Source organism: Scytonema hankhaensis NUACC26, assembly GCF_045865695.1.
Classification (GTDB): Bacteria; Cyanobacteriota; Cyanobacteriia; order Cyanobacteriales; family Nostocaceae; genus Scytonema.
In genome coordinates this window covers 12,663-38,300 of the sequence record NZ_BAACAP010000183.1, presented here as the reverse complement: position 1 = coordinate 38,300, position 25,638 = coordinate 12,663, and the positions used below count along the sequence as shown (strand labels likewise).

20 protein-coding genes are annotated in these 25,638 nt (G+C 40.0%); 14 read left to right on the top strand and 6 right to left on the bottom strand.

What is annotated here, in order from left to right:
• Positions 1 to 67 precede the first annotated feature (67 nt).
• Positions 68 to 1,681: an NB-ARC domain-containing protein gene (locus tag ACKTT2_RS17785; protein WP_407889253.1), complete on the bottom strand. Its 1,614-nt coding sequence runs from the start codon at positions 1,679 to 1,681 to the stop codon at positions 68 to 70.
• 577 nt (positions 1,682 to 2,258) lie between these two features.
• On the opposite strand from ACKTT2_RS17785, the gene ACKTT2_RS17780 reads away from it, so the two are divergent.
• A complete protein-coding gene (locus ACKTT2_RS17780) occupies positions 2,259 to 2,453 on the top strand; it encodes a hypothetical protein (protein WP_038075116.1) in 195 nt (64 codons plus the stop codon).
• A 27-nt stretch (positions 2,454 to 2,480) separates the two neighbouring features.
• Here ACKTT2_RS17780 and ACKTT2_RS17775 read toward each other — a convergent pair whose 3' ends face one another.
• From ACKTT2_RS17775 to ACKTT2_RS17765, 3 genes are all read right to left on the bottom strand, one after another.
• A complete protein-coding gene (locus ACKTT2_RS17775) occupies positions 2,481 to 3,149 on the bottom strand; it encodes a LapA family protein (RefSeq protein WP_407889251.1) in 669 nt (222 codons plus the stop codon).
• 212 nt (positions 3,150 to 3,361) lie between these two features.
• Entirely contained in the window at positions 3,362 to 3,976 is a 615-nt protein-coding gene (locus ACKTT2_RS17770) for a flavin prenyltransferase UbiX (RefSeq protein ID WP_407889248.1), read from the bottom strand.
• A 236-nt stretch (positions 3,977 to 4,212) separates the two neighbouring features.
• The gene (locus ACKTT2_RS17765; protein ID WP_407889246.1) at positions 4,213 to 6,567 is read right to left on the bottom strand and encodes a ribonuclease R family protein; all 2,355 of its coding nucleotides are present in this window, start codon (positions 6,565 to 6,567) and stop codon (positions 4,213 to 4,215) included.
• A gap of 828 nt (positions 6,568 to 7,395) precedes the next feature.
• On the opposite strand from ACKTT2_RS17765, the gene ACKTT2_RS17760 reads away from it, so the two are divergent.
• Positions 7,396 to 8,544 carry a slr1353 family protein gene (locus tag ACKTT2_RS17760; protein WP_407889244.1) on the top strand — a complete coding sequence of 383 codons (1,149 nt, stop codon included), beginning with the start codon at positions 7,396 to 7,398 and terminating at the stop codon, positions 8,542 to 8,544.
• A 323-nt stretch (positions 8,545 to 8,867) separates the two neighbouring features.
• Complete coding sequence (locus ACKTT2_RS17755; RefSeq protein WP_407889242.1) at positions 8,868 to 9,866, top strand: IS630 family transposase; 999 nt, start codon at positions 8,868 to 8,870, stop codon at positions 9,864 to 9,866.
• A 4-nt stretch (positions 9,867 to 9,870) separates the two neighbouring features.
• Here ACKTT2_RS17755 and ACKTT2_RS17750 read toward each other — a convergent pair whose 3' ends face one another.
• Together ACKTT2_RS17750 and clpP are read right to left on the bottom strand one after the other, a co-directional pair.
• A complete protein-coding gene (locus ACKTT2_RS17750) occupies positions 9,871 to 9,957 on the bottom strand; it encodes a helix-turn-helix domain-containing protein (RefSeq protein ID WP_407889288.1) in 87 nt (28 codons plus the stop codon).
• Between the two features lie 314 nt (positions 9,958 to 10,271).
• Positions 10,272 to 10,883 (bottom strand): ATP-dependent Clp endopeptidase proteolytic subunit ClpP, encoded by a 612-nt coding sequence (gene clpP / locus ACKTT2_RS17745; RefSeq protein WP_407889240.1) that lies wholly within the window; start codon positions 10,881 to 10,883, stop codon positions 10,272 to 10,274.
• Between the two features lie 281 nt (positions 10,884 to 11,164).
• Here clpP and ACKTT2_RS17740 point away from each other — a divergent pair, with 281 nt between their 5' ends.
• The 11 genes from ACKTT2_RS17740 (at position 11,165) to ACKTT2_RS17690 (ending at position 25,568) form a co-directional block, all read left to right on the top strand.
• Complete coding sequence (locus tag ACKTT2_RS17740; RefSeq protein WP_407889238.1) at positions 11,165 to 11,320, top strand: QAALIT motif small membrane protein; 156 nt, start codon at positions 11,165 to 11,167, stop codon at positions 11,318 to 11,320.
• A 154-nt stretch (positions 11,321 to 11,474) separates the two neighbouring features.
• Positions 11,475 to 13,622 (top strand): thioredoxin domain-containing protein, encoded by a 2,148-nt coding sequence (locus tag ACKTT2_RS17735; protein WP_407889236.1) that lies wholly within the window; start codon positions 11,475 to 11,477, stop codon positions 13,620 to 13,622.
• Positions 13,623 to 13,675: 53 nt separating this feature from the next.
• On the top strand, positions 13,676 to 14,260 hold the full coding sequence (locus tag ACKTT2_RS17730; RefSeq protein WP_407889234.1) for a molybdenum cofactor guanylyltransferase: 585 nt from the start codon (positions 13,676 to 13,678) through the stop codon (positions 14,258 to 14,260).
• A gap of 265 nt (positions 14,261 to 14,525) precedes the next feature.
• Complete coding sequence (gene ilvN / locus ACKTT2_RS17725) at positions 14,526 to 15,044, top strand: acetolactate synthase small subunit (RefSeq protein WP_407889232.1); 519 nt, start codon at positions 14,526 to 14,528, stop codon at positions 15,042 to 15,044.
• Between the two features lie 996 nt (positions 15,045 to 16,040).
• Complete coding sequence (locus ACKTT2_RS17720; RefSeq protein WP_407889230.1) at positions 16,041 to 18,038, top strand: polysaccharide biosynthesis protein; 1,998 nt, start codon at positions 16,041 to 16,043, stop codon at positions 18,036 to 18,038.
• 155 nt (positions 18,039 to 18,193) lie between these two features.
• Positions 18,194 to 19,222, top strand: coding sequence for a glucosamine inositolphosphorylceramide transferase family protein (locus ACKTT2_RS17715; protein WP_407889228.1), 1,029 nt, complete (start codon positions 18,194 to 18,196; stop codon positions 19,220 to 19,222).
• A 75-nt stretch (positions 19,223 to 19,297) separates the two neighbouring features.
• Positions 19,298 to 20,623, top strand: coding sequence for a lipopolysaccharide biosynthesis protein (locus ACKTT2_RS17710; protein WP_407889226.1), 1,326 nt, complete (start codon positions 19,298 to 19,300; stop codon positions 20,621 to 20,623).
• Positions 20,624 to 20,663: 40 nt separating this feature from the next.
• Positions 20,664 to 21,872, top strand: a complete 1,209-nt coding sequence (locus ACKTT2_RS17705) for a glycosyltransferase family 1 protein (protein ID WP_407889224.1) — start codon at positions 20,664 to 20,666, stop codon at positions 21,870 to 21,872.
• Positions 21,873 to 21,887: 15 nt separating this feature from the next.
• Complete coding sequence (locus tag ACKTT2_RS17700) at positions 21,888 to 23,108, top strand: O-antigen ligase family protein (RefSeq protein WP_407889222.1); 1,221 nt, start codon at positions 21,888 to 21,890, stop codon at positions 23,106 to 23,108.
• Between the two features lie 39 nt (positions 23,109 to 23,147).
• The gene (locus ACKTT2_RS17695) at positions 23,148 to 24,284 is read left to right on the top strand and encodes a glycosyltransferase (protein ID WP_407889220.1); all 1,137 of its coding nucleotides are present in this window, start codon (positions 23,148 to 23,150) and stop codon (positions 24,282 to 24,284) included.
• Positions 24,285 to 24,293: 9 nt separating this feature from the next.
• The gene (locus tag ACKTT2_RS17690; protein WP_407889218.1) at positions 24,294 to 25,568 is read left to right on the top strand and encodes a glycosyltransferase family 4 protein; all 1,275 of its coding nucleotides are present in this window, start codon (positions 24,294 to 24,296) and stop codon (positions 25,566 to 25,568) included.
• Positions 25,569 to 25,638: the final 70 nt, after the last annotated feature.

Here is a 25,638-nt window from a genome sequence, read left to right as displayed (position 1 = left end):
TGGTCAGGTGGTCAGGTGGTCACTGGTCAGGTGGTCAGGTGGTCACTGGTCAGGTGGTCACTGGTCACTAGTCACTGATTATAGACTTTAGACGCATTTCTCGAATGTAGTTCTTGATTTTGTTCTCCAAAATTGTATAACTTATCAACAGAGAACCTCCTATGTCACCAATCGTTTGCAAATTTTCCTCAATTAACCGTTCGCCTATATATTCTATTAATACAGGAATTTGAGAAAAATTTGCTGCTTTTTTCTCAATCAGAGAACGTTTCTGTAATAACTCGATAGCCTCTAGAATCAATCTCTGTGATACGCGAGGGACAATATCTCTCTGCAACTTACGTACCGACACTAAGTCTGAGTTCAAAGCTAACCAGTACATAATCAGTTTTTCTAAACTAGATAAACGATTAAATTGTTTATCTAAAATGACTCGAATATCTCCAAAAACAACTGTCCCTTGTTCTAAAAAATAATTGATGCTACCATCAAATAATTCTTCAATTGCTGTGGCAACTAATTTAATAAATAAAGGATTGCCTGCATACCAGTCTACTAAAGTTTTGCAGACTTCATCTTGAGAAGTTATTAAACCTTTAGTTTGAAGTATATTCTTACTTTCTACATAACTTAAGCCTATTAACTTCAAGCATCGCACGGGTAAGGATTTTCCTTCAAGCACTGAAATTTCTTGCGGTTTTTCCCGACTCGTAACAATCAAACAGCTTTGATGTTGGGAGTCCCCTACTCTTCTAAGCAGTTCTCCATAAGTCTCATAGCCTTGACAATAGCTTATTTGGGGTAGAAGATAAGAATTTTTCTGACTTAATTGACTAATAGATGTTGGAGGAAATGGCTCGGCAATCTCTATATAGCGATCGCACAAAATTGAATCAAAATTATCTAAGACAATGAGACATCGGGAAGAACGCAAACAATCAATGAGGTGTGAAATCCGGCTTGAGAATGATTCTGTAAAATCTATTTCTTGGTTTGGCAATAAAATTTGGAGGAGTCGATTGAGCAGAGTGTCGGGAGATAAATTGAAATTTAGCGAGCGCCAAATTACATAATCAAACTTATCCTTCAATTGTTCTGCTAGTTTTACAGAAAAAGCTGTTTTTCCAACACCAGACATACCCAAAATCATTACCAAACGACAGCGTTCTTCAACAGTCCATTGTTCAATTTGAGACAGTTCTGTTGCTCTTCCATAGAAAATACTCGCATCAGGTGCTTCGCCCCAATCTTCTACTAGTACTGACCTCGTACCTACAGAAGCAATATCTTGTTTTATATCTATCTTTAGAGGGTTGTCAATTGGCTCTGATTGAAGTCGTACTTTTTTATAACCTGCTTTTTCTAGTAATTGAGTGACACGGCTCCAACTTTTTACTTTAATTGAATATCCGGCTTGATGAGATAGCATCTCCTCTATGTATTTGTACAATCCATTAGAAAGGTAAACTCTCACGGTACTGCTACTACGACTTTGATACACAGTACTTGCAATTTCGGCAGGGCTAAAACCGCAAAGCAAACCTCTCAAGAATTTTTTTTCAACAGGTGTTAGGGATTTTCCTTTCGCCAAACCTAAATCTACATATAGTTTTTCTAGTTCCCAATTATTTTTAGCTTCTATAAATTCTTCTTCTACTTGACTTGAACTATGAAATGTCATTATCGTTATTTTAAATACCAAATTTCCAATATCATACTGAGTTTTGTATAAAGTAAAATTAAATAAATCATAAATTTATAACGAAATTAATAACAGTCGTTAGGTGACTTAGTAATTGTCACTTAGGTATCTTTAGGCTTAACAGAAATTTTATATAGATTGAGTGAAACTTTATCTTGACTTTATCGGTCAACATCAGCAAAGCGTAACTCATACCATTTTGGATTTTAGATGGATGGATTTTGAATTGAGGAAGTCAAGCTTGGACTTGATTTTAACCAATTATCTGTCGCATTCTTCGTTCAAATTGGGATCGCTTAGTCAGTGAGAAAGTTACGTATTTATGCAGTCCCGTGTTTCTACCGACACGTTATGACTGCTTCAGCAATCGGTTGCTACAAGCTGGAATAGACAAGTCAGTGTTTTTGTTCAAGGTGTAAAGTATGACTCATTGTTTGACGAAATACACAAAAACTTTGCTAATGGAAGGGTTGAAGCACAAAACCATTGCATATCTTCTCTGAATCAACTCGTATATATAAGTGTGTTTTATGTGTGGTCGTTAGAGGTTCCAATCATGACACGGATTAGAGACGTTGTAAAAAAAGCTTTAGCCACTGGCTATCTCACTGTTGAAGCAGAAAATCAATTGCGACAGCTACTAACAACTCGGTATGACTTAGAGGACTTTAATGCTTTTATGACTTTACAAGAAGCGGCGATGACGGGAGTTGTCAAGCAGGAATCCCGCGAACGATGCAATCTCGTGTAGAGACGCAATATCATGCAACTTCTAAAGTTAACGACGAGGGGGCTTATCCTCATCTTCAAAGTCATCATCCAAAAACCCCCACTCATCCTCCTGTGCTGGTTCGGGCGATTGAGGTTGATAGGGGGGGATGATAACCCGATAGTCCGCATCATACACTGATTCTGTCTTCCCTACACCAGAATTTTTTGGTTCGCGGTAGCTATAGGAATAGGATGAGTCAGTTTTTGGTTTGTCTTTCGGTTCTGAGGGGCGATCGTAGGTATTAGAGTCTTGGACTTGAGTTTTTTGGGAATTAGACTTATCAAACTCCCAATCTTCATAAAGTCCGCTACCCGTTCCCCAATCATCAACAGTGTCAGTGGTTCGGGATTCTTGCTCCCCAGAAGATGGAGCATTAGGCGGACGAGATGTTGGTTCTTCAACACGAGTTTTATTCTGATGGGGCGTTTCAGGAGACGATCGCAAAGGAGTTTGGCGTTGTCCTCCAAAAGAAGCAGATAAGTTAAATAAAATCGTTAGTAGGATAGTTGTTAATCCACCAGTAACTGTGCTAAATAAAATCCAAATTGCCAGTGGTAATGGTTGCGATCGCATACCCAAAAACACAAGCGGTAGGACAGGAGACCAGTTTTGTACGAGTAGCAGTGTAATTCCTCCGAATACTGCCACTAAAAGAATTAAACGAATGAGTGACATAAGGATTGGGGATTAGGGATTGGGGATTAGGGATTGGGGAACTCGGGGCCCCCTCTGGGGATAAGGGGCAATGGCGATTGGGGAACTCGGGGCCCCCTCTGGGGATAAGGGGCAATGGCGATTGGTAAATTTTCCCAGTCCCTAGTCACTAGTCCCTGGTCGCTAGTCCCTAGTCCCTAGTCGCTAGTCCCTAGTACCCAATCCCCAATCCCTCAGCCTTGCCACCGTTGAATCGGGATACAATCAATATCTAGCTGATCCAAAGCACGGGCGACAACAAAATCAACGAGATCTTCGATAGTTTGGGGATTGTGATACCAAGCAGGAATTGCAGGAACAATTCTTGCACCTGCTTCTGCTAAAGCTGTTAAGTTACGTAGGTGAATTAAACTGAAAGGAGTTTCACGCGGAACGATTACGAGTTTTCGACCTTCTTTGAGTTGAACATCTGCTGCTCGTTCTAGTAAATCGGAACTCATACCAGCTGCTAGCTTTGCTACAGTACTCATGCTACAGGGTATAATTACCATTCCTTGAGTGCGAAACGAACCACTAGCAATGTTAGCGCCTACATCACCCCAATGATGACAGTGCAGTTTCCCTCCTTGTTCGACAAGGGCTTGCTGTCGCCAAAATTGTTCTTGCTGATGGGATTCTACTGGCATACGAATATTTTGCTCGGATTGCCAAACCAGGTATGTTGATTTAGAAGCAACTAATTCAATTTCATAGTCAGCTTCAAGCAAAAATTTCAAAGCACGAACAGTATAAATTAGACCAGATGCTCCTGTTACGCCTATTATGAGAGGTTTTGTAGTTTTTGACACGCGATCGGGGGATTGGGGGTTGGGGAACTCGGGGCCCCCTCTGGGGATAAGGGGCAATGGGGAACTCGGGGCCCCCTCTGGGGATAAGGGGCAATGGGGGTTGGGGATTGGAGATTGGGATTGGGATTGGGGATTGGGGATTGGAGATTGGTAAATTTTCCCAATTCCTAGTCGCTAGTCCCTAGTCCCCAATCCCTAGTCGCTAGTCCCCAGTCCCCAATCCCTAATCACCAGTTTTATTCATCATCAGCGTAGGGATCTAAGTCATCAGGATCGAGATCGTCATCGCGCATATACATACCAGAATCTTCGCCATTCATCATGTTCATATCCTTGCCCACGATCGCACCATCACTACCAACAGTGACTAAATCAATTTGTTGGCGGTAATAGTCAACACTCTTGACCTGTACGGCTACGCGATCGCCTAATCTGTAGGAAGCACGATTTTTACGACCAAATAGCGCTTGTTGTCTAGCGCGGTACTCATACCAATCGTCTTTGAGGGAACTTACGTGAACTAGCCCTTCTACCCGTAAAGGAACTCGCGTATTTCCACTCTCCGACTCAGTGGGTGGAACTTCTATTTCTACAAAGAAACCGTAGGATTGAACCCCCGTGATCACACCCGTGAAAACTTCACCAATGCGTTGTTTCATTAGCGAAGCTCTTTGCAAACCAGCCAAATCTGTTTCAGCTTCTTGAACTTCTTTTTCGCGATCGTTAAGTTGAACAATAATTCTCGTTAGTTCGGATTGCAATTCACTTTGCAATTCTGGTGGGAGAACGTTCCAGTTAATTTCGCCATGGCTTGAGGAATGACGAAGGTTAACACGATCTTTAATACGAGTGTTACGGCGATCGCGTCCGTGTTCGATGAGTGCATAAAATACCCTTTGCATCATCAAATCTGGATAACGCCGCAACGGAGAAGTGAAATGGGTATATTCTGGTACTGCCAAACCAAAGTGAGAACCTTTGGTTGTGGTGTAGGTAGCTTGCTTGAGGGTATCTTGTAGTAAGTAAGTTAAAACTTGCTCGGATGCCGATTCTGCAAAAACCCTAGTCAGTTGTTGGTAATCAAGAGGTTGAATTTCTACGTCTGGTTCTAGGGATAATTCTACACCCAAATTCATCGCCAATTTTAGCATCTCTTGAACATCTTCAGGATCGGGCGCACCTTGTACTCGCCAAATGGCAGGAACTCCCAGAGCATTGAAATGAGTTGCTATCAATTGATTTACCAGTAATGTATACTCTGTGAGTAAAGCTCTTACGGGTAAATCGTCGGTCACCACACACCCCAAAGAACCTTCATCGCAGTATGGGTTTTGATTGGGTGGCAGATTCAATTGCAAACAACCCCGATTGAGACGCACCTTTTTCAATAATTGTCGTACAGTTTCCAGTTCTTGAACGATTTGAGCAACGCCACTACTTGTTTTCGTGGATTTGTTAGCGAGAATAATTTCTGCCTCAGATTCACCGATTGAGGTATCGACTTTAACAACACTAGGTTGAATTTCCCAATCTTCTACTTCTCCCGATTGTGCATCGATAGTAATTAAGAAAGATAGAGCTAATCGGTCAACTCCAGGTAATAAAGAACACCGTTCGCCAACCACTTCTGGGAACATGGGCAGTACTAAATTACCAAGATATACAGATCGCCCCCGCTTCTGTGCTTCCCGGTCAAGAATTTCTTCTGGTTGAATGTAGTGGGTTGCATCGACAATATGAAAGCCCAATCGCCAATTTCCCTCGTTATTTTTTTCCAGAGAGAAAGCATTTTCTACAAATTTGGAATCGCCATTGTTAGGAACTATGCTGAGCATAAACTTTTGGCGTAAATCCAAACGATTTTTTAAATCTGCTTTCAGCAGCTTTTTAGGTAATTTTGAAGCTGCTTCTTGAATGGGGTCTGGAAAAGTACGAGCCAAATCGTGTTTGCAGGTGACCAGATCTATGTCGGCTGCTGCTTCCGCATCGCTACCTAGAATTTGGACGACTCTACCCAATGGTGGATATTGAGCCAATGGATAACGCAAAACCTCCACATGAGCCAAGTGATCGATGGCGTGGTCGAGTTGATTGTTATTGATGAGCAGTTTAAGTTCAAAAAGCAATCTATCGTCTAAAGGTACGGCGCGGTAGCCTCCTTCTACCTGCTTGATCCGTGCTAGTAAAGTGTGATTCGATCGCTCTAGGATGAGTTTGACTTCTCCTTCTGGAGATCGCCTCCGACTGCCTTCTTTGAGCACTTTGACCAAAACGCGATCGCCATTCCAAGCATTGCTCAGATGACTTTCACGAATGTAGATGTCTTCTGCTCCTTCTACATCCTGGATGGCAAAACAAAAACCTTTGCTGGAACAACGGAGTTTTGCTTCAATCACCCCTTCTTCCGAGATACGACGATACTTACCTCGTTCTTTGGCCAAAATCCCGATTCTTTCGAGCACTTCCAAGGCGATGTGAAGTTTTTCTAAACTGGGTTCATCTTCGCAACCAAGTTTCTTTTCCAACAGTTTACGAGCAACCAATTTATCATCAGTAAAATTGGCGAGAAGTGTAGCGATTGAAAATTCCATGCAGTGAACCGACCTTTGGTCAAAACGTCATTTGTTGTTTATCTGGTTCGCGTGCTGTGTACCCTCACGACTACAGACACTAGCCGGAAACGAATTGCCCATAATAAAGGGGACCACAGGAGCATATTTCAGAGTTTAGTGGTTTCAATGGTTCCTTGACTCCAGTCAATCTTCAAAAGTACGCCCGTTTGGTGTTTTGCCCCCTTCGGTAATTACGCAACGGGTTTTTATATTAAGACGCACTTTGGAGAATCCACGCTGCCCAAAAGCACTGTTTAGGGAAACCGCAGGTGTTAGATTGTCTCAAGTGAAGGTTCTTTTACGCCACTGGGCTCTGTTTTTTAACTAAGAGAAACTGCTGACAAATCTAATTGACCCATATGTAGGATCGGAAACAATTAGGGCAGCAGCTTAACGAGCTGTGAGGACGAACCATTACTACATTATTGTAGATTTAGAGTGTGCTTGCAGAAAATAGTAGTAGGACACTAATTGAGTCATTTTGGTAGCATTCTCAGTAAAATTCTTTAATAATAGCCTTATGCGGCAAGGGGCATTGGGTTTATGTGGTTATTTCCCTAACCCCTAACCCCCAACCCCTAACCCCTAACCCCTATTTTCAAGTATTTATACTGTTTTAAAACCTATAAACCCCTGAGAACATATGATAATGTATACGAATCAGGTGCGTTTGTACTAGTAAAATAGATGCAAACAATAACGTTGAGTGCAGTACCTATTTATAATTAAGTGAATTTAGGTGGGGGAGAGTGCAATAAATTGTTCCAACCCCTTTAATTAAACAGAGCAAGATTTGGTGAAAGCATTATGTTGGCTCAATTTCAGAGCAAGTACCCCCAAGGCAATCTTATTGCTGAATTAGTGCAAATCTATCACGGCAAGTACATCGTCCGTGCAAGCGTGCAGATTGATGGCACAACTCGCGCCACTGGTATGGCAGCAGCAGAAATATTAGAAGATGCAGAAGATAAAGCGAGAACTAGAGCGCTGATGGTTTTGGGAATAACAGATCTCCCTCAAGAAGTGACGACGGTTATTTCTCAAGAACCAACCAAGCAAGTTCAGCCCAATGTACTCCCGGTAGCTTCTAAGGAATTGAATGAGAAAGCACATTCTGTTGTGCTGAACTCTCCTTCTCAGACAGAAGCACCAGTAACTACCACCACACCTTCAGTAGTTCCACCACCAATAGCTACCAACGAAACAAAACAACGAGCTGATAGCGATCGCTTAACGACGGCTAATAAGTCAGAAAGCAATTTTGAGACCAAAACTCCCGATCTTAGCGATGGCTTTGCGTCAACTCACAAACCAGAAACTGATTTTGAGACCAAAACTCCCGATCTTAGCGATCGCTTTACATCCACTCATAAACCAGAAAGCAATTCTAAGACCAAAACTTCCGATGTTGACCATCGCTTCGCATCCATTCCTAAGTCAGAAAACAGTTTTGAGTCTCACACTCCCGATTTTGACGAACTCATTCCTGGTATCGATACACCAGAAATTCCAACGTCCAAAACTTTAGGTAACAAAACTCAAGATAATAACGGTAGATTTTCAACAACTAACAAGCAAGAAGAACAATTTGATGCTGCATTAGAAAATTTTGGCATAGTCTCCCCCAACACTACTGAGAACAACTCTTTTTCTGGATCGCCCAATAATGTAACGCCATTTCCTTCACGAAGTTCCAACTTACCAGAGGAAATACCGACACAAGCAACAACAAGCAAGCGTAAGAAAAAAGCTGAACCAGTCGATAATTCAGATGATATTGCCAAAATAGGTGTTGAAATGCAACGATTGGGTTGGAACACAGACCAAGGGCGCGATTATTTAGTCAGAACTTATGGAAAGCGATCGCGTCACCTACTGACTCCAGAAGAATTAAAAGATTTCTTAAAATACTTGGAGTCCCAGCCTACACCTATAGATCCGTTAGCTGGATTTTGAGCGGTACATTCCCTAAACATAAGTTTGTCATTAAATTAAAAGCCGCAACCCTCATCCCCCTCGTTCCCAGGCTCAGCCTGGGAATGCCTCTCTAGAGGCTCCGCCTCCCGTAACAAACATGTAGAACATATAGGACTCCTATTTGATTTTTGAAATATATGTAGTAGGGTGGGCAATGCCCACCGAAACTCTATTGGTGGGCATTGCCCACCCTACGGTACTGAGATTTTTCCAGAAATCAGATAAGTACTTCAGCAAAAATATTTATACATTTTATGATATAATTATGGAGGAAATCAGAACATAAATACTAATGGCTATTTATGCGTTTTATTAGAGGACTAAGTAAAGAAACTATCAAGATGTTAAACCGGATTTATAAGTCAAGCAAGTATCATCAAGTAAGACAACGAGCGCAATGCATTAAATTAAGTTACGAAGGATATAAAATCAATGAATTAATACAAATATTTAATGTGAGCCGTTTGACAATCACCAATTGGCTAGATGATTGGGATACATATGGACTAGTTGGATTATACGATAAAAAGGGAAGGGGAAGAAAGTCAAAATTAAATGATGAACAAAAAGAACAAGTTAAGAAATGGACTAAACAAAATCCCAAGAATTTAGATCTAGTTAGGAAAAACATTAGAGAAGCGTGGGACATCGATGTAAGTAAAGACACAATTAAGAGAATATTAGAATTATTAGACATGAGTTGGCACCGAATTAAAAGAGGAGTAGCCGGACAGCCAGACCCATTGGTATACAAGAGAAAAAAGCAAGAATTATCGGAACTGAAAAAACAGGAAGATAGAGGAGAAATAGATTTAAGATATGTAGATGAAACGGGTTTTTGTTTATGTTCCTATGTTCCGTATGCATGGCAAGAACAAGGAGAAGAAATCATCGTAAAAACCCAACAAAGCAAACGGGTAAATGCCCTAGGATTTTTCAATAGAAAGAATAATTTAGATGTCTATTTATTTGAAAAGAGTATTAACAGTGACGTGGTGATAGCTTGTATTGATAAATTTTGTGAGTCTATAGAAAAGAAAACTGTATTAGTTTTAGATAATTCCTCAATCCATACAAGTAACGCTCTCTTCGATAAGCAAGAAGAATGGAAAGAGAAAGGATTAACCCTGTTCTTTTTGCCTACTTACTCTCCTGAGTTAAATATTATTGAGATATTATGGCGTTTTATCAAATATCAATGGTTAGAAATAGATGCATACTCTAGTTGGAAAAATTTAGTTGAAGCCGTAGAAGATATCTTTCGTCAGTATGGAGGAAAATATATAATTAATTTTGCATAACTACTTACCAGTATTGACAAATTCGCAACCATTCGTTTAATTCTAGTTTTTGATTGGTATCTGGATAAGCGCGATACTGATAGTTAAGCAACAAAGGATTTCACCCCCTTTATCTAAGCACCGTTGTTATTTTAGAATACACTGATTTTTCACTTGGCCCCATTTTTCTTGCCTAATTCCACCCCACTCCCGCGTTAATCGTCGATTAACATAGGTCGGGGGACGTGCCATTTTTGCCCGGTCATTCATCCCACATCTTACCCCGAAGGGGAAGTGTGGGATGAATGACCGATTAAGCTAAAATCTTTACCAGCATCGTCAAATTAAATTATTGGAGGCGGAGCCTCTGGGGAGGCATTCCCAGGCTGAGCCTGGGAACGAGGTCAAAAGCTAGGAGGTTTGCGATTACTGGTTAACGACAGCCATTGGACGACTACCAGCAGAGTGGCGATCGATCACTTGGTCGATTAAGCCGTAGTCTTTAGCTTCATGAGGTGACATAAAGAAATCTCTTTCTGTGTCCTCAGTAATCTTTTCTAATGGTTGACCCGTATGCTCGGCTAAATATTCATTTAGCTTGCGCTTGTGATAGAGGATTTCCCGCGCCTGAATTTCAATATCAGTTGCTTGTCCTTGAGCACCGCCCAAAGGTTGGTGAATCATAATTCGGGAATGAGGTAAACTCATCCGCTTACCTTTTGTGCCAGCACTGAGGAGGAAAGCGCCCATACTTGCCGCCAATCCGGTACAAATTGTACAGATATCTGGGCGGATATGCTTCATAGTATCATACATCCCCATTCCCGCCGTTACCGAACCACCAGGAGAGTTGATGTACATATATATATCTTTCTCCGAGTCTTCAGCGTCTAAAAACAGTAGTTGGGCAACAATCAAGTTAGCCACAGTGTCATCAACCTGCTGTCCTAAAAAGATGATGCGCTCGCGTAACAGACGTGAGTAGATATCAAAGGCGCGTTCGCCACGACCTGATTGTTCTATAACAATTGGAATCATGAAAGCTGATTGTACTTATTTTACGTATATTCTATCGATTGCAACGCCCGATGGCTGTCCCAAAACCCGAACCTTAACAGTGACCAGTGACCAGTAACCAGTGACCAGTAACCAGTGACCAATCCCCATTGCCCAATCCCCGAACTATTAAACTTGTCTGCATTTTTACAAGTACTTTTCCGGAATAGAATTACCATTACGAGTAGATACTTAATACAGGGTGCATTTGGTTAACAAACTAAATAAGAATTGCCATCCCCCCAAAGCCAGAGGAGCCCGCCATGCTCGAAAAACTTTTACAAGCCGCCGTTATCACTTTCTTACTGCACCTCATTGCAGGACTTAGCCCAAATAGTATCGCCGAGACAAAGGTAGAACAACTTTCAACAATCGCTCCAGTACCAGTTGCAAATGCACTCCCCTTTTCTGCGCGGTAAAATAGCCAAGGTATTGATGAGTGATTCATCGAAAATTTATAACGTGTCCGACTTAAGACTTACTCCTTGGGCAGTGTTAATATAAGAAGAATGCATGACTGTACCTATAACGAGCTAGACTGGGCAAAGAAGGTTTCCTCATGCATCTTCACTCATGACTAATCGTCTTGCTCAAGCTAAAAGCCTTTACCTACGCAAACACGCCGAAAACCCTATTGATTGGTGGCCTTGGTGTGATGAGGCACTCTTAACGGCAAAAGTACAGAATAAACCAATATTTCTTTCTATAGGTTACTCTAGTTGTCATTGGTGTACTGTAATGGAAGGAGAAGCATTTTCCGACCTAGCAGTGGCTGAGTATATGAACGCCAATTTTCTTCCTATTAAAGTGGATAGGGAAGAAAGACCTGATATTGACAGCATCTATATGCAGGCTTTACAAATGATGAGCGGTCAGGGGGGTTGGCCTTTAAATGCGTTCATCTCACCAGAGGATTTAGTGCCTTTCTATGCGGGGACTTATTTTCCATTAGAACCGCGCTATGGTCGTCCTGGGTTTTTACAAGTTCTGCAAGCAATCCGCCATTATTACGATACAGAAAAAGACGATCTGCGCGATCGCAAAGCTACGATTCTTGAGTCACTCTTAACTTCAGCCGTTTTGGAATCGGGCGGCGTAACAGAAACTCAAGATATAGAATTATTGCACAAAGGTTGGGAAACTTGCACTGGAATTATTACCTCCAATCAATACGGCAATAGCTTCCCAATGATTCCTTATGCAGAACTGGCACTGCGAGGAACTCGATTTACATGGGAAGATTCTCGTTACGATGGCTTACAAGTATCCGCTCAAAGGGGTCTGGATCTGGCACTGGGGGGAATTTTCGACCATGTAGCAGGGGGCTTTCATCGTTATACAGTCGATCCCACATGGACAGTACCGCATTTTGAAAAGATGCTTTATGATAATGGTCAAATTGTAGAGTATCTGGCTAACTTGTGGAGTGCGGGAATTCAGGAACCCGCTTTTGAAGATGCGATCGCTCTCACTGTTCAATGGTTAAAGCGGGAGATGATCTCCCCATCGGGATTCTTCTACGCTGCTCAAGATGCTGATAGCTTCTCAAATCCAACAGACCAAGAACCTGAAGAAGGAGCATTTTACGTTTGGAGTTACAGCGAATTGCAGCAACTGCTGACTCCAGATGAACTAACAGAATTACAACAAGAATATACAGTCACACCGAACGGTAATTTTGAAGGAAAGAACGTTCTACAAAGGCGTCATCAAGGCAAGTTAAGTGAAAGTTTACAAACAGCGTTAGGAAAATTGTTTGTTGCTCGTTATGGTTTTGCCACGGACAGGACTAATGAAGCTTCACATACATCCGCTACAGCATCTGTTGCTACGTTTCCCCCCGCCCGCAACAATCAAGAAGCAAAAACTCGTAACTGGTTAGGGCGCATTCCTGCAGTCACAGATACAAAAATGATTGTTGCTTGGAATAGCTTGATGATATCTGGTTTAGCTAGAGCATATGGAGTATTCCAAAAACAAGAATATTGGGAAATTGCCGGCAAAGCAGCAAATTTCATCTTGAACAATCAGTTTGTCAATGGGCGCTTTCACCGTCTCAATTACGAAAATCAGCCAACAGTATTGGCTCAATCTGAAGACTACGCCTTTTTTATAAAAGCACTGCTAGATTTACATCAAGTCTCTTTAGGAATAGAGCATAATTCTTCCCAAGCCCCAAGCTCCAAGCCCCAAGCCCCAACTCACTGGCTGGAAAAAGCAATTGCCTTACAAGAAGAATTTCACGAATATCTATGGAGTGTGGAACTTGGTGGATACTTCAATACATCTAGTGATGCTAGCCAAGATTTGATTGTGCGCGAACGAAGTTATGCCGATAATGCTACACCATCTGCCAATGGAATTGCGCTCGCAAACCTTGTCCGTCTTGCTCTTTTAACCGACGATCTTCATTATTTAGATTTAGCAGAGCAAGGATTAAATGCTTTTAGGAGTGTAATGAATCGCGCTCCCCAAGCTTGTCCCAGCTTGTTTACTGCCTTAGATTGGTATCGCAATTGTACATTAATCCGCACGTCAGAAGAACAAATTAAATCTCTTGTGCCAACGTATTTACCCAGTGCAGTGTTTGTCTCAACATCCAAATTACCAGAAGGAAGTGTGGGATTAGTTTGCCAAGGATTAAAGTGTTTACCAGCACCAGAGAGTATGGAGCAGTTTGTACAGCAATTGCAAAAGAGTTTAACAAGGAGTAGGGGTTAGGGAGTAGCGGTTAGTGGTATTGCTAATAACAAATGACAAATGACAAATGACCAATGACAAATAACCTAAGTGCAATTGTGTTAGCAGGGGGGATGAGTTCCCGTATGGGACAAGATAAAGCTTTGATTCCAATTCAAGGTGTACCCCTCCTGCAATTAATTTGTCAAATAGCAGAAAGTTGTGCGGATACAATTTATGTGGTAACCCCTTGGCAAGAACGCTATCAGCACCTAGTAACTCCTAAAATCCAGTTTATTCGGGAAATTTCTTTAAATAAATCTCTACCTCATGGACCACTTGTTGGCTTTGCTCAAGGATTAGCACAAGTGCAAACGGACTGGGTATTGCTACTCGCCTGCGATTTACCTAAGTTGCAGGTGGAAGTGTTGCAAGAGTGGGTGGCTGAACTCAAATATGTTGACGAGGATGCGATCGCTGCATTGTGTTATACTAAGTCGTGGGAACCATTATGCGGTTTTTACCGCCGTCGCTCTTTACCAAGTTTGGTGAAATATATTGATGAGGGCGGGCGATCGTTTCAAGGGTGGCTAAAACAGAATCACGTATTTGCTTTGTCATTGCCAAATTCAGAAATGCTGTTTAACTGTAATACACCACAGGATCTAAGTTTGACTTAAGTGAAAAAGCGATTGGCGATTGGCGATGACTCCCTTTGGGCTCTAAAATTACCGATTTTTGTAGGGTGGGCAGTGCCCACCATTGAATATTGGTGGGCACTGCCCACCCTACGCCCATAGGTAATCATAAGCGCACCGAAGGGAGTAGCAATTAATTTCCCAGTCCCTAGTCCCCAATCCCCAGCCCCTATTTTCAGTAGTGACCTTTCCGTTTACAATAAAAGGCTACCCTGTCAGTCAGTCTCCTAGCCCTAATTTGTTAAATATGAAACATACCCTTTCAGTACTTGTAGAGGATGAGGCGGGAGTTCTATCCCGTATTTCTGGATTATTTGCCCGTCGCGGCTTTAATATTGAAAGCCTCGCTGTAGGTCCGGCAGAACAATCAGGTATTTCCCGAATTACAATGGTTGTCCAAGGAGATGACCGTGTCATCGAGCAACTTACCAAGCAGCTGTATAAGCTCATCAACGTCCTTAAGGTGCAGGATGTGACTGAGAGTCCTTGTGTAGAGCGAGAACTGATGTTGCTTAAGGTCAATGCTACAAGCACTAACCGTTCGGAAATTGTGGAATTGTCCCAGATTTTCCGAGCAAGAGTGGTAGATGTGGCAGAGGATTCTCTTACTTTAGAAGTAGTCGGAGACCCAGGGAAGATGGTAGCGATCGTCCAGGTGTTGCAAAAATTTGGGTTGAGAGAAATAGCTCGCACTGGCAAAATTGCTTTGACTCGTGAGTCTGGTGTGAATACAGAGCTACTCAAGTCTTTGGAAGTTAAGGTTTAGTGGTAGATTTTACAGTAACCAACACTACCCCCCTAACTGAATGTTCGAGATTGGGGGGCTATTAGTATGCTCAATGATTGATATTAAGATGATGACTGATAGTAGCAATGCAGTGACTTACTGTTTTTCTATCGCGATCGCTATACCATTTTTCCCTTGAATGAGGTGCAATGACTTAAAAGTCTGTAGTTGTAAGCTTTTAGCTTTGCAATACTATAAATACTATAACAATTACAGAGCTCAACGAACTTCATATCGAGTTACAAATACAAACAGTATTTTCTTTTATTGAAGGAAAACTATAAAGATCAAGGGTTAACAACAGGTTTACTTCATAGGTTGTTTATAAAGTTTTATAAAGAGTAAAAGTAATTTAATATGTCAAAGGCTTATGTTTGGGAAATTTTAGTTGCGCTTTATGTAAGTCGATAGAGATCTGAAATTTAATGTTTTAATAAAGTTCTGGTGAGAGAATTTCTAAGTATTGTAAGTTTATGTGTGGATGTAAATTTAAAAACCGATTTAAACCAGGGTTAAGAGCCATAAATAATAGAGACGGCGATATCTATCTATTCTTAGTAGCTTGAATGTTTAAAAGTACAAGACAGGGTGAGAATTAAATAGCTACTGAGAAACGCCGAGGCTGCACCACCACTTCTACCTTCAATCGCTTAAAATCCTCAAGAACACCTACCTTGATTTCTCTATCAAAGTTAGCTACTACAAAGCGTACTAGCTAAAAATACCTTGATTCATATAACCCTTTGATTGCTAACTACAAGGGTACTTGATATGTGGTGCAAACACAGTTGACTAGTTTAATTCGCATGAGTTGCTAGTGTCGGAAGAAGATATTTTGTCACTGTGTTTTAGGTTTTTGTAAATTACGCTTTTCAAAGGCTTGCATAGTTGACGCAGGCACTTAACCCTATATAAAGACAAGCTTCCAAGGCTAGAGTTAGTATTGTTTTTCTTCAAAGCGTTCGAGGGTGGTTCATGACTTCTCACACCGTTAATCAAAAATCAAAAAACAGTTTATTAAGCGCATTGCTGAAACTTAGAAACCGTCATTTGTTCATTTGCGATATCATTATTTTCTCTAGTACACCATTATTAGCTCTGCTTTTATGTTTGGATGGCAATCTTAATATCGCTACTTACACATCAGAGCTAGCGTTAGTAACCACACTGTTTTTATTTGCCAAAATTAGTGTATTTTGGAGTTTTGGTTTTTATAGGCGTTACTGGCGTTACGCCAGTATTGAAGAATTAGTCTATATAGCCATACTGATGGTAGTTGCAGGAGTGAGCCAAACCTTGTTATTTGATGTTTTGGTTTACAGAGACTTGATGAACGATGGAGTACCGCAATTGCTGCCATTAATCGATGGTATGCTTTCGTTTCTTTTCATTGTGATGCTGCGTTTTAGTATTAGGGTAGTAGAAAGAGTTAGCCTATGGCGTACAACTATAAATCCACGAGAACGCGTACTAATAGTTGGCGCTGGTAGTGCAGGGGTTTCTCTGGTAGAAGAAATGCAAAGCAATCCTCAACTGGGTTTTTATCCTGTTGCCTTCATTGATGATGACCCTAAAAAATTACACGCAAGAATTCGGGGTATATCTGTGGTAGGCGATCGCAATGAAATTCCTGATACAGTCAAAGCTCTTGATATCCACAAGGTTATCATTGCCATGCCTACAGTTCCGGGACAAGTCATGCGGGAAATCGTAGATATTTGTAAAGCAACAGGAATTCAAACCTGCACTTTACCAGGGATACATGAAATCCTCAACGGTCGCGTGCGAGTAGACAGTATTCGGGACGTAAGGATTGAAGATTTGCTGAGACGCGAACCCTTACAGACAGATATTGAAAGGGTGTATCAATTTCTTCAAGGCAAAAAAGTACTTATTACAGGAGCAGGTGGGTCTATTGGTAGCGAGCTTTGCCGTCAAATTTTCAAATGTTGTCCTGCTGAAATGATTCTGGTAGGACATGGAGAAAATTCTGTGTTCAATATTCAACAAGAACTTGAACAAGCTGTCCAAACCATTAAAAACGACAGCAAAGGACAAAGACATACCCCTCGTTTGTCTGCCTTCATAGCTGATATTCGCTTTCAAGAGCGTCTAAAACAGGCTTTTGAAGTGTTCCAACCAGATGTGATTTTTCACGCTGCAGCACACAAGCACGTCCCTTTGATGGAATTAAATCCTGCAGAAGCAATTTCAAACAATGTGCTTGGAACAAAAAACTTATTGAATTTGGCACTACAATACAACGTTAAACATTTTGTCATGATTTCCACAGACAAAGCAGTTAACCCTACTAATATTATGGGGGCTAGCAAGAGAATCGCTGAAATGTTAGTACTGCAAGCGGCAAAAGAAAGTGGCAGAGCTTACGTGGCTGTTCGTTTTGGTAATGTGTTGGGTAGTCGGGGGAGTGTTGTACCTACTTTTAAAAAACAAATTGCAGTTGGTGGTCCCATAACTGTAACCCATCCTGACATCTGCCGTTACTTCATGACCATTCCAGAAGCTGTTCAACTTGTTTTACAGGCTGCCGTACTTGGACGTAGTGGTGAAGTGCTAATGATGAATATGGGCGAACCTGTCAAAATTGTGGATTTAGCCAAAGAACTCATTCGCCTTTCTGGATATGAAGTCAATAAAGATATTGACATTGTATTTACAGGTTTGCGCCCTGGAGAAAAGTTATATGAGGAGCTGTTTATTCCAGGAGAAGAGTACGAACGAACACAACACGAAAAACTGTTTGTTGTGAATAATGCTAGTCGGGTTATCTGTGAAAATTTGGCTGGAACTGTAGAAATTTTATGTAAAGTGGCTGATAAAAATGATATGATTTCTATCAAGCTTCTGCTTAAAAAAATAGTTACGGGATACAAATCAGAATCTTTTCATAACAATCCATCCACAAACGATTCAACAAATAAACTTGTTACAGTTATACCAAGTGTTTGTTAATGCTGTAACGGCTTTACAAGTCAGATAGAATGAAGGCAATGTGCGAGAGATTTTTATTGAGATAAATAGTATCTTTACTCTTTATTGTATTTCAGAGGAATACAATAAAGAGATTGATGAACTAATTTCATGACTTGAAGAGGAGAGGGCAGTTAATGATTAAACATCTAGAAAAACTGAAATACGTTGCTTTTACTAAAAGAATGGCAAAAAGTTTTATAAGAAGGAAAGGAGATTGGTCAATCGGAATCTATACAGGTGAATCTCTTTTTAAGTTTGATTCCCCTAAACATATCAACAATCCAGTTTTGACTGCAAAGGATGTTACAGATGTACCAGCCAAATTTGTTGCCGATCCATTTATGGTTTATGAAAATGGCTCTTGGTATATGTTTTTTGAAGTTCTGAATGCTTCTGATAATAAAGGAGATATAGGTCTGGCAACAAGCGAGGATTGTATCAACTGGCGTTACGAGGAAATAGTCCTTGATGAGCCTTTTCACTTGTCTTATCCCTATGTTTTCAAATTTCAAAACGACTACTACATGATTCCTGAAAGTTATGAAGCAAATTCTATCCGCTTGTACAAAGCAGTTGATTTTCCCAAAAAATGGTCATTGGTAAAAACTTTACTTGATGGTGCTGATTATGTAGATTCTTCTATATTTAATTACAAAGGGATATGGTGGATGTTTACCACATCACCAAAAAGTGACGTTTTACATCTTTATTATGCTAATGATTTCATGGGAAACTGGATTCTACATCCTAAAAGTCCTGTAATAGAAGCAAATTTAAATATAGCGAGACCAGGAGGTAGAGTGATTGTACATGATGAAAGAATTTTTAGATATACACAGGACGACGAACATTTGTATGGTAGTAAAGTGAGAGCTTTTGAAATAACTGAGTTAACAACAACGACTTACGTAGAAAAAGAAGTTCGAGAGAATCCAATTCTTAAAGCCAGTGGCTTTGGTTGGAATAAAACTGGAATGCATAATATCGATCCTCATCAAATTATCGAAGGAAAATGGGTAGCTTGTGTAGATGGATATCGCATTGTTTTTGATTTCGGTATCGAATTACAATATAGAATTAGAATTCTGAATCAATTGAAAGAAATTATTAAACTACCACTACGTGCGATGAATCAAAAAGCTTTGAGTAAAACATTTATGTGAAGACAAGGAGACTATGGTATATGAGTATTGAACAGTTGTTGTTACAAACGTATAAAAGGGTATAACTTTTAACAGATGCAACATCATAAGCCTCTCACACTGCATCATAACTTCTCTTGGACTTTTATTGGCAATCTTGTTTACGCCGCTTGTCAGTGGGGGATGTTGGTAGTACTTGCGAAACTTGGTAGTCCAGAGATGGTTGGGCAATTCACATTAGGGCTTGCAGTTACTGCTCCCATAATCATGTTGACAAATCTTCAACTGCAACACGTTCAAGCAACAGACGTTGTCCATCAATATCTTTTTGGCGATTATCTTGGTCTCCGGGTCATCTCAACAGTATTAGCTCTATTAGTCATTGTGCTGATTACGTTGATAGCTGGGTATCGTTGGGAGACATCGCTTATTATTCTTCTAATTGGTTTAGCTAAAGGATTTGAGTCTATCAGTGACGTATTTTATGGACTGCTCCAGAAATACGAACGCATGGATCGGGTTGCCATATCGATGATGATTAAAGGACCTCTATCACTTTTACTACTTGGCATTGGTGTTTATATGTCTAGTAGTGTTACTTGGGGAACTGTAGGATTAACTGTTGCTTGGGCTTTGGTCTTACTCTGTTATGACATTCGTACTAGTACAAACATACTCAATTATCAAGCAACGCCGCATAGTGAAGAAACAAGAATACAAAATACTGTAAATGGCGTGCAACCTCAGTGGAACTTGAAACAACTCACGAAGCTAGTCAGGCTTACATTACCACTAGGTATTGTCATGATGCTTATTTCCCTCAATAGCAACATTCCGCGTTACTTTATTGAGCGACAATTGGGCGAGCGCGAACTAGGAATTTTTGCGGCGCTTGCTTATCTCACTATATTGGGAAACATGGTGGTGACAGCGCTAGGGCAATCAGCCACTCCAATGCTTGCTAAATATTATGCCTCTGGTAATGGAACTGCATTCCGCGCACTCCTGTTTAAGTTAGTAGGAATTGGTGCTATCTTGGGCGGAGCAGTCGTTTTAGTCACTCTTGTTATCGGTAAGGAGATTTTGACAATTGTCTACCAATCTGAGTACGGTCAGCATAAAGATTTATTTGTGTGGTTAATGGTAGCAGCAGCTATTAATAATGTCTCCTCCTTTCTGGGTTATGGAATGTCAGCAGCGAGGTATTTCCGTATCCAAATACCTTTGTTTGTCATAGTTACAGGCACATTAGCTTTAGCTTGCCTGTGGTTGCTGCCAAATTATGGATTGCGAGGAGCCGCAATCGCGTTACTCATTGCAGCAGTCGTACAGGCGGGTCTGAGTTTAGGCGTGATTATTTATGCGTTGTTTAGAATCAATAGACGTGGCGATCGAGAATCGGAACCGCTGTCTCAAGTCTAAGGGAGCGATCGCATCTAAAGATTTATAAGGAATAGTTTGTATGCAAAGTGAATTTTCTAGCAATACACTAACAATTAACCAAAAAAATGTTGTGTTTGACAAGTATCCAGTACGTATCCTCCATGTTGTTGCAAGTATGAACCGAGGGGGTATTGAAACTTGGCTAATGGGCATTTTGCGTCACATAGATCGCGAGCGTTTTCAAATGGACTTCCTTGTTCATACAACAGAACCTTGTGCTTATGATGATGAGATTCGTGCCCTCAACAGTCGAATTATTCCCTGCCTTCATCCATCAAGACCTTGGACTTATGCATCCAATTTCCAGCGAATTTTACGGGAGAACGGTCCATATGATATCGTCCACACTCATGTCCATTTATTTAGTGGTTACATCCTGCGCTTAGCTCAGCAAACTGGTGTACCTGTTCGTATTGCTCATACCCATACCGATACTTCTTCAATTGACGCCAGAGCGGGATGGCTTAGACGTGCATACTATACCTTAGCAAAATGGTGGATTAACCGTTATGCTACTGTTGGTTTGGGAGTTAATCGCAACGCAATAGCCGATCTATTTGGGTCAGTTTGCGAAACCGATCCGCGTTGGAAGCATCTTTGCTGCGGCATTAACTTGACTGTATTTCGCGATCCAATCGATCGAATTGCTGTACGCACTCACTTGGGTATTCCGACGGATGCTTTTGTTATCGGTCATGTAGGTAGATTTGTTGAAGCTAAGAACCATACGTTTATTCTGGACATTATTAGAGAAATTGCTCAGAGAGAACCGAAAATATACTTACTGCTAGTAGGTGATGGTTCATTGCGATCAAATATCGAGCACAAAGCCGTTCAGCTAGGCTTAGCTAACCGTGTCATCTTTACAGGTGTCCGATCTGACGTTGCTAAATTGATGAGAGGTGCTATGGATATATTTCTGTTTCCATCTCTATATGAAGGGCAAGGAATTGTGCAATTAGAAGCGCAATCTGCTGGACTACCTTGTTTTTTATCAGATGTCATTCCAAACGAGGGAGATGTAGTCAAACCTCTGGTACATCGACTATCTTTATCTCAAAAAGCTTCCGATTGGGCAGAGGCAATTTTAGCTGTCCGTCAGTCTAAAATAACAATCTCGCAAATAGAAGCTCTCAGACTTGTCGAGCAAAGTTTATTTAACATTCTGACTGGGGTTAAAGATTTAGAAAAAATTTACTTGACGCAAGCTCAAACTTCATTTAGATAGAAGGAAAGAACCTAAATGAACAAGATAGTTATTAGTCAAAAATGTGCTCAAAAATTTTTAGAAGATGGTCTCCTAATCCCGTTGGATTTACTTCTCATATTTTGTATAACTTTTTCCGGAGATACAAAAGTATTTGGAGTTCCTATATTTGGTATTTTTTGGCTCATTATTGTTACTTTAAGAAGAAACTTTAAATTTCAAAAAACAGAAGTTTTAGTACAAATCTTTTTGATTGTATTTTTTCTACCAATATTAATTCAATTTTATAAATATAATTTTGAATACTATTTTGCAGCTTTTTCTACAATCCTTTATGTGAACGCTTTAGTTTTTGCTAACTATACACTTAATCGCTTGCTTAGCGATAGTCCTGGAGCTAAGGTAGTTCAATGGCTACCATTTGTATTAATTGTAATTCTTGGAGTACTAACTCAACGTTTTTCCGGAGATTCTTCCAGGCAATCTTTTCTATTTGGCCCAAATGTTTATTACAGAATAATAGGAGCTATCTTTTTATTACACATTATTCTTTTCAAACAAGAATATGAAAGTGTGAAGGCAAAATTTAAATTATGGTCTTCAATGAATAGTTTATTAATGACTTTTATTTCTTTATTCATCTCTTTATTTATTTTATTAAAAACAGGTTCACGAGGCGCAACAATAGTAGGACAATTTCTGTTATTATATTTCTCTATGTCAATCTTATCAATTAAGCAAAAGTGGCTAAAGATAGTTAGTATTTTTGTTATAGTATTTGTGCTTGCATTAGTTATTTACACATTATTTTCTACCTTAAGTTCTGATTACAGAGGATTTTGGTTTTACGACCGTGGAGCGTCGTCAGGCTCTATTAAAGATAGACAGGGTTTTTTAGATAATTTGCCATCTTTCTTAATGAAAGATAACTTTTTATTTGGAGAGGGTAGCAATTACATATATTCTTATCCTCACAATCTTTATCTAGATATTCTGTATAATTCTGGTATTTTTCCCTGTTTAATACTTTTATCCTTTACTTTTATTTATGTAATTTTATTACTTAAAGGAAAAGTAACTGGTAACTGGAAGCTTTTGACCATCATTCTATTGCCTATTTATATAGGCTCTCTTGTTTCAGGAACTTTATACGATAACTATCCGATTATAACCATGATAATTATGGTTCCTATTTGGGTGCAAAAACAAGAGCGTAGTACTTCTAAAAGAAAAAGTATTTCATTAGAAGTTAGCTAACAACATTTTTGAGCAGTGACTAAAGAGGGAAATACCTGTATGAATAATTTGGATGAAGAACGAGTTCGCTCGACTTCAATCTTACATATAGCACCCATTGCAGATAATCAAATTACAGGATTAACGGTTGCCATACCACGAGTAGTTAAATCACTTCATCAGATAGGAGTGAAAACTGGGATTTTAACCACAGAATTTTCTAATCCTTATACTCTCATAGAACCTTATCCAGTTGTACACATTCGAGAGCTACCATTATATTCTGCAATTTCAGCAATGCCAAAACCTTTAAATCAGCCTAATTTAATTATTTTTCACAGCACTTATATACCAGATCATGCTTGGCTTGCTTATCAATCCTACTGTCAGGGTATACCCTATGTCATTTGTCCTCATGGTGGCATGACAAAGGGCGCACAGCAAGTTAAAAGATGGAAAAAAATGGCAGGAAATATTTTGTTTTTTAACTGGATGGTAACCCATGCTGTGGCATTACATTGTTTAACTGAATTGGAAGCTACTGATGTTAAAATATGGAAACGTCCGATTTTTATAGTTGGTAATAGTGTAGAATTACCTCCAAAAGAAAAAATTGCTTTTTCTAGAAAGCAGGAAGAATTACAATTTGTTTTCATAGGAAGATTAGATATCAATCATAAAGGATTAGACTTACTTCTAAAAGCTTGTTCACTTGCACAAAATTCTTTAAGAGAAGCTAGAGTTAAAATTCATTTGTATGGTCCTGATATCAAAGGAAGCAGAAATATTATTGAGAACATAATTGATAACTATCAAATTCAAGATTTTGTCTATTTACATAACCCTATTTTAGGTTTAGACAAGCACGCAGTTTTACAACAAGCTGATTTGTTTATTCATACTTCGCGTTTTGAAGGACATCCAACAGCTGTTTTAGAAGCTATGGCTTATGGCATTCCTTGCTTATTGACACCAGGTACTAATATAGCAACCGAAGTATCTGTCGCTAATGCAGGATGGTCAGTTGAGCCAAATCCAGAAGCAATTGCTAATACTTTACTTTGTATTTTACAAGCGCGATCGCAGCTTCAAAGTAAAGGATATGCTGCTAGAAGTTTAGTTGAAAACAAATATTCTAGCGAGCAAATTGGAATGCAATTACTTCAAGAATATACAAACTTACTGAATAAAAATTAAGGGATTTTTATGGCATCATATAAATTAATTTATTTACATCAATACTTTACAGTTCCATCTGTATCTGGTGGAATCAGGTCTTGGGAATTTTCTCTTCGTTTGGTTCGAGATAACTGGGAGGTTTCTATGATTTGTAGCGACTCAGAAATTCATAATATCTCAGGGACTCAAATTGTAAATTTCTTTAAGAATTACCAAGGCAAATTTCAGTTAAAAACTATTTCTTCAAACTATAGTAACAACATGAGTTACTCCCGAAGAATATTGGCATTTCTTAACTTTGCAGTGCAGTCTTCCATACAAGTTATGCGAGAACCAAAAGCCCATCTCGTTTTTGCCACTAGCACCCCATTGACTATTGCCATCCCAGCATTATTGCGAAAATGGTTAAGAGGTACACCTTATGTTTTTGAAGTGAGAGACCTCTGGCCTGAAATGCCTATTGCTGTTAAAGCTATACGCTCTCCATTAGCTATATTTTTGGCTCATCAACTGGAGCGGCTAGCTTATCAAAATGCTTCCCAGATTGTTGCACTTTCTCCCGGTATGAAGGAAGGCATAATCAAGCAAGGTATTCCTTCTGAAAAGGTTGTAGTGATTCCTAATGCCTGCGATAATGAACGTTTTAATGTTCCGGAGTCAGTTGGCGTCGAATTTCTACGCCGACACCCAGAATTATCTGGCGGTCCGTTGATTATTTATACTGGCACTTTAGGATATATCAATGGAGTCAGCTATTTTGCTCGTGTAGCTAAGCATATGCTTGATTTGTTGCCTGAAGCTAAGTTTTTGGTAGTTGGCTCTGGTGCCTGTGAGAATGAAGTGAGAGAGGAGAGTCGGAAGTTAGGGGTTCTGGAAAAAAACTTTTGGATGTGGTCACCTATTCCCAAGGTAGAAATCCCTGCACTTTTTTCTGCTTGCACCATTGCAACCTCTTTATTTCTCCCCATTCGAGAAATGGAGAACAATTCGGCTAATAAATTTTTCGATGCACTAGCATCCGGTCGTCCTGTTGTTATTAACTACGGTGGTTGGCAGAAAGAGCTTCTTGAACAATCTGGTGCGGGTATAAGCATTCCTGGTGAGAATCCAGAGGAGGGTGCCATTCAATTGGCAAATTTTTTAAATAGTTCCGAGCGTCTGCAAACTGCTAGATCTGCAGCTAGACAAATTGCAGATACTGAGTTTGACCGTGAATTACTCTACCAAAAACTAGTAACTGTTTTTCAGAAAGTTTTAAAAGAAACCGTACAACCCCAGGTTTATGAAAACAAGCATGCATAGAAAAAACCGCTTACCACTATTGAGCAGTTAAATTTTTAGGAGCGGTTTACAATGTCTTCACCAACGTTTT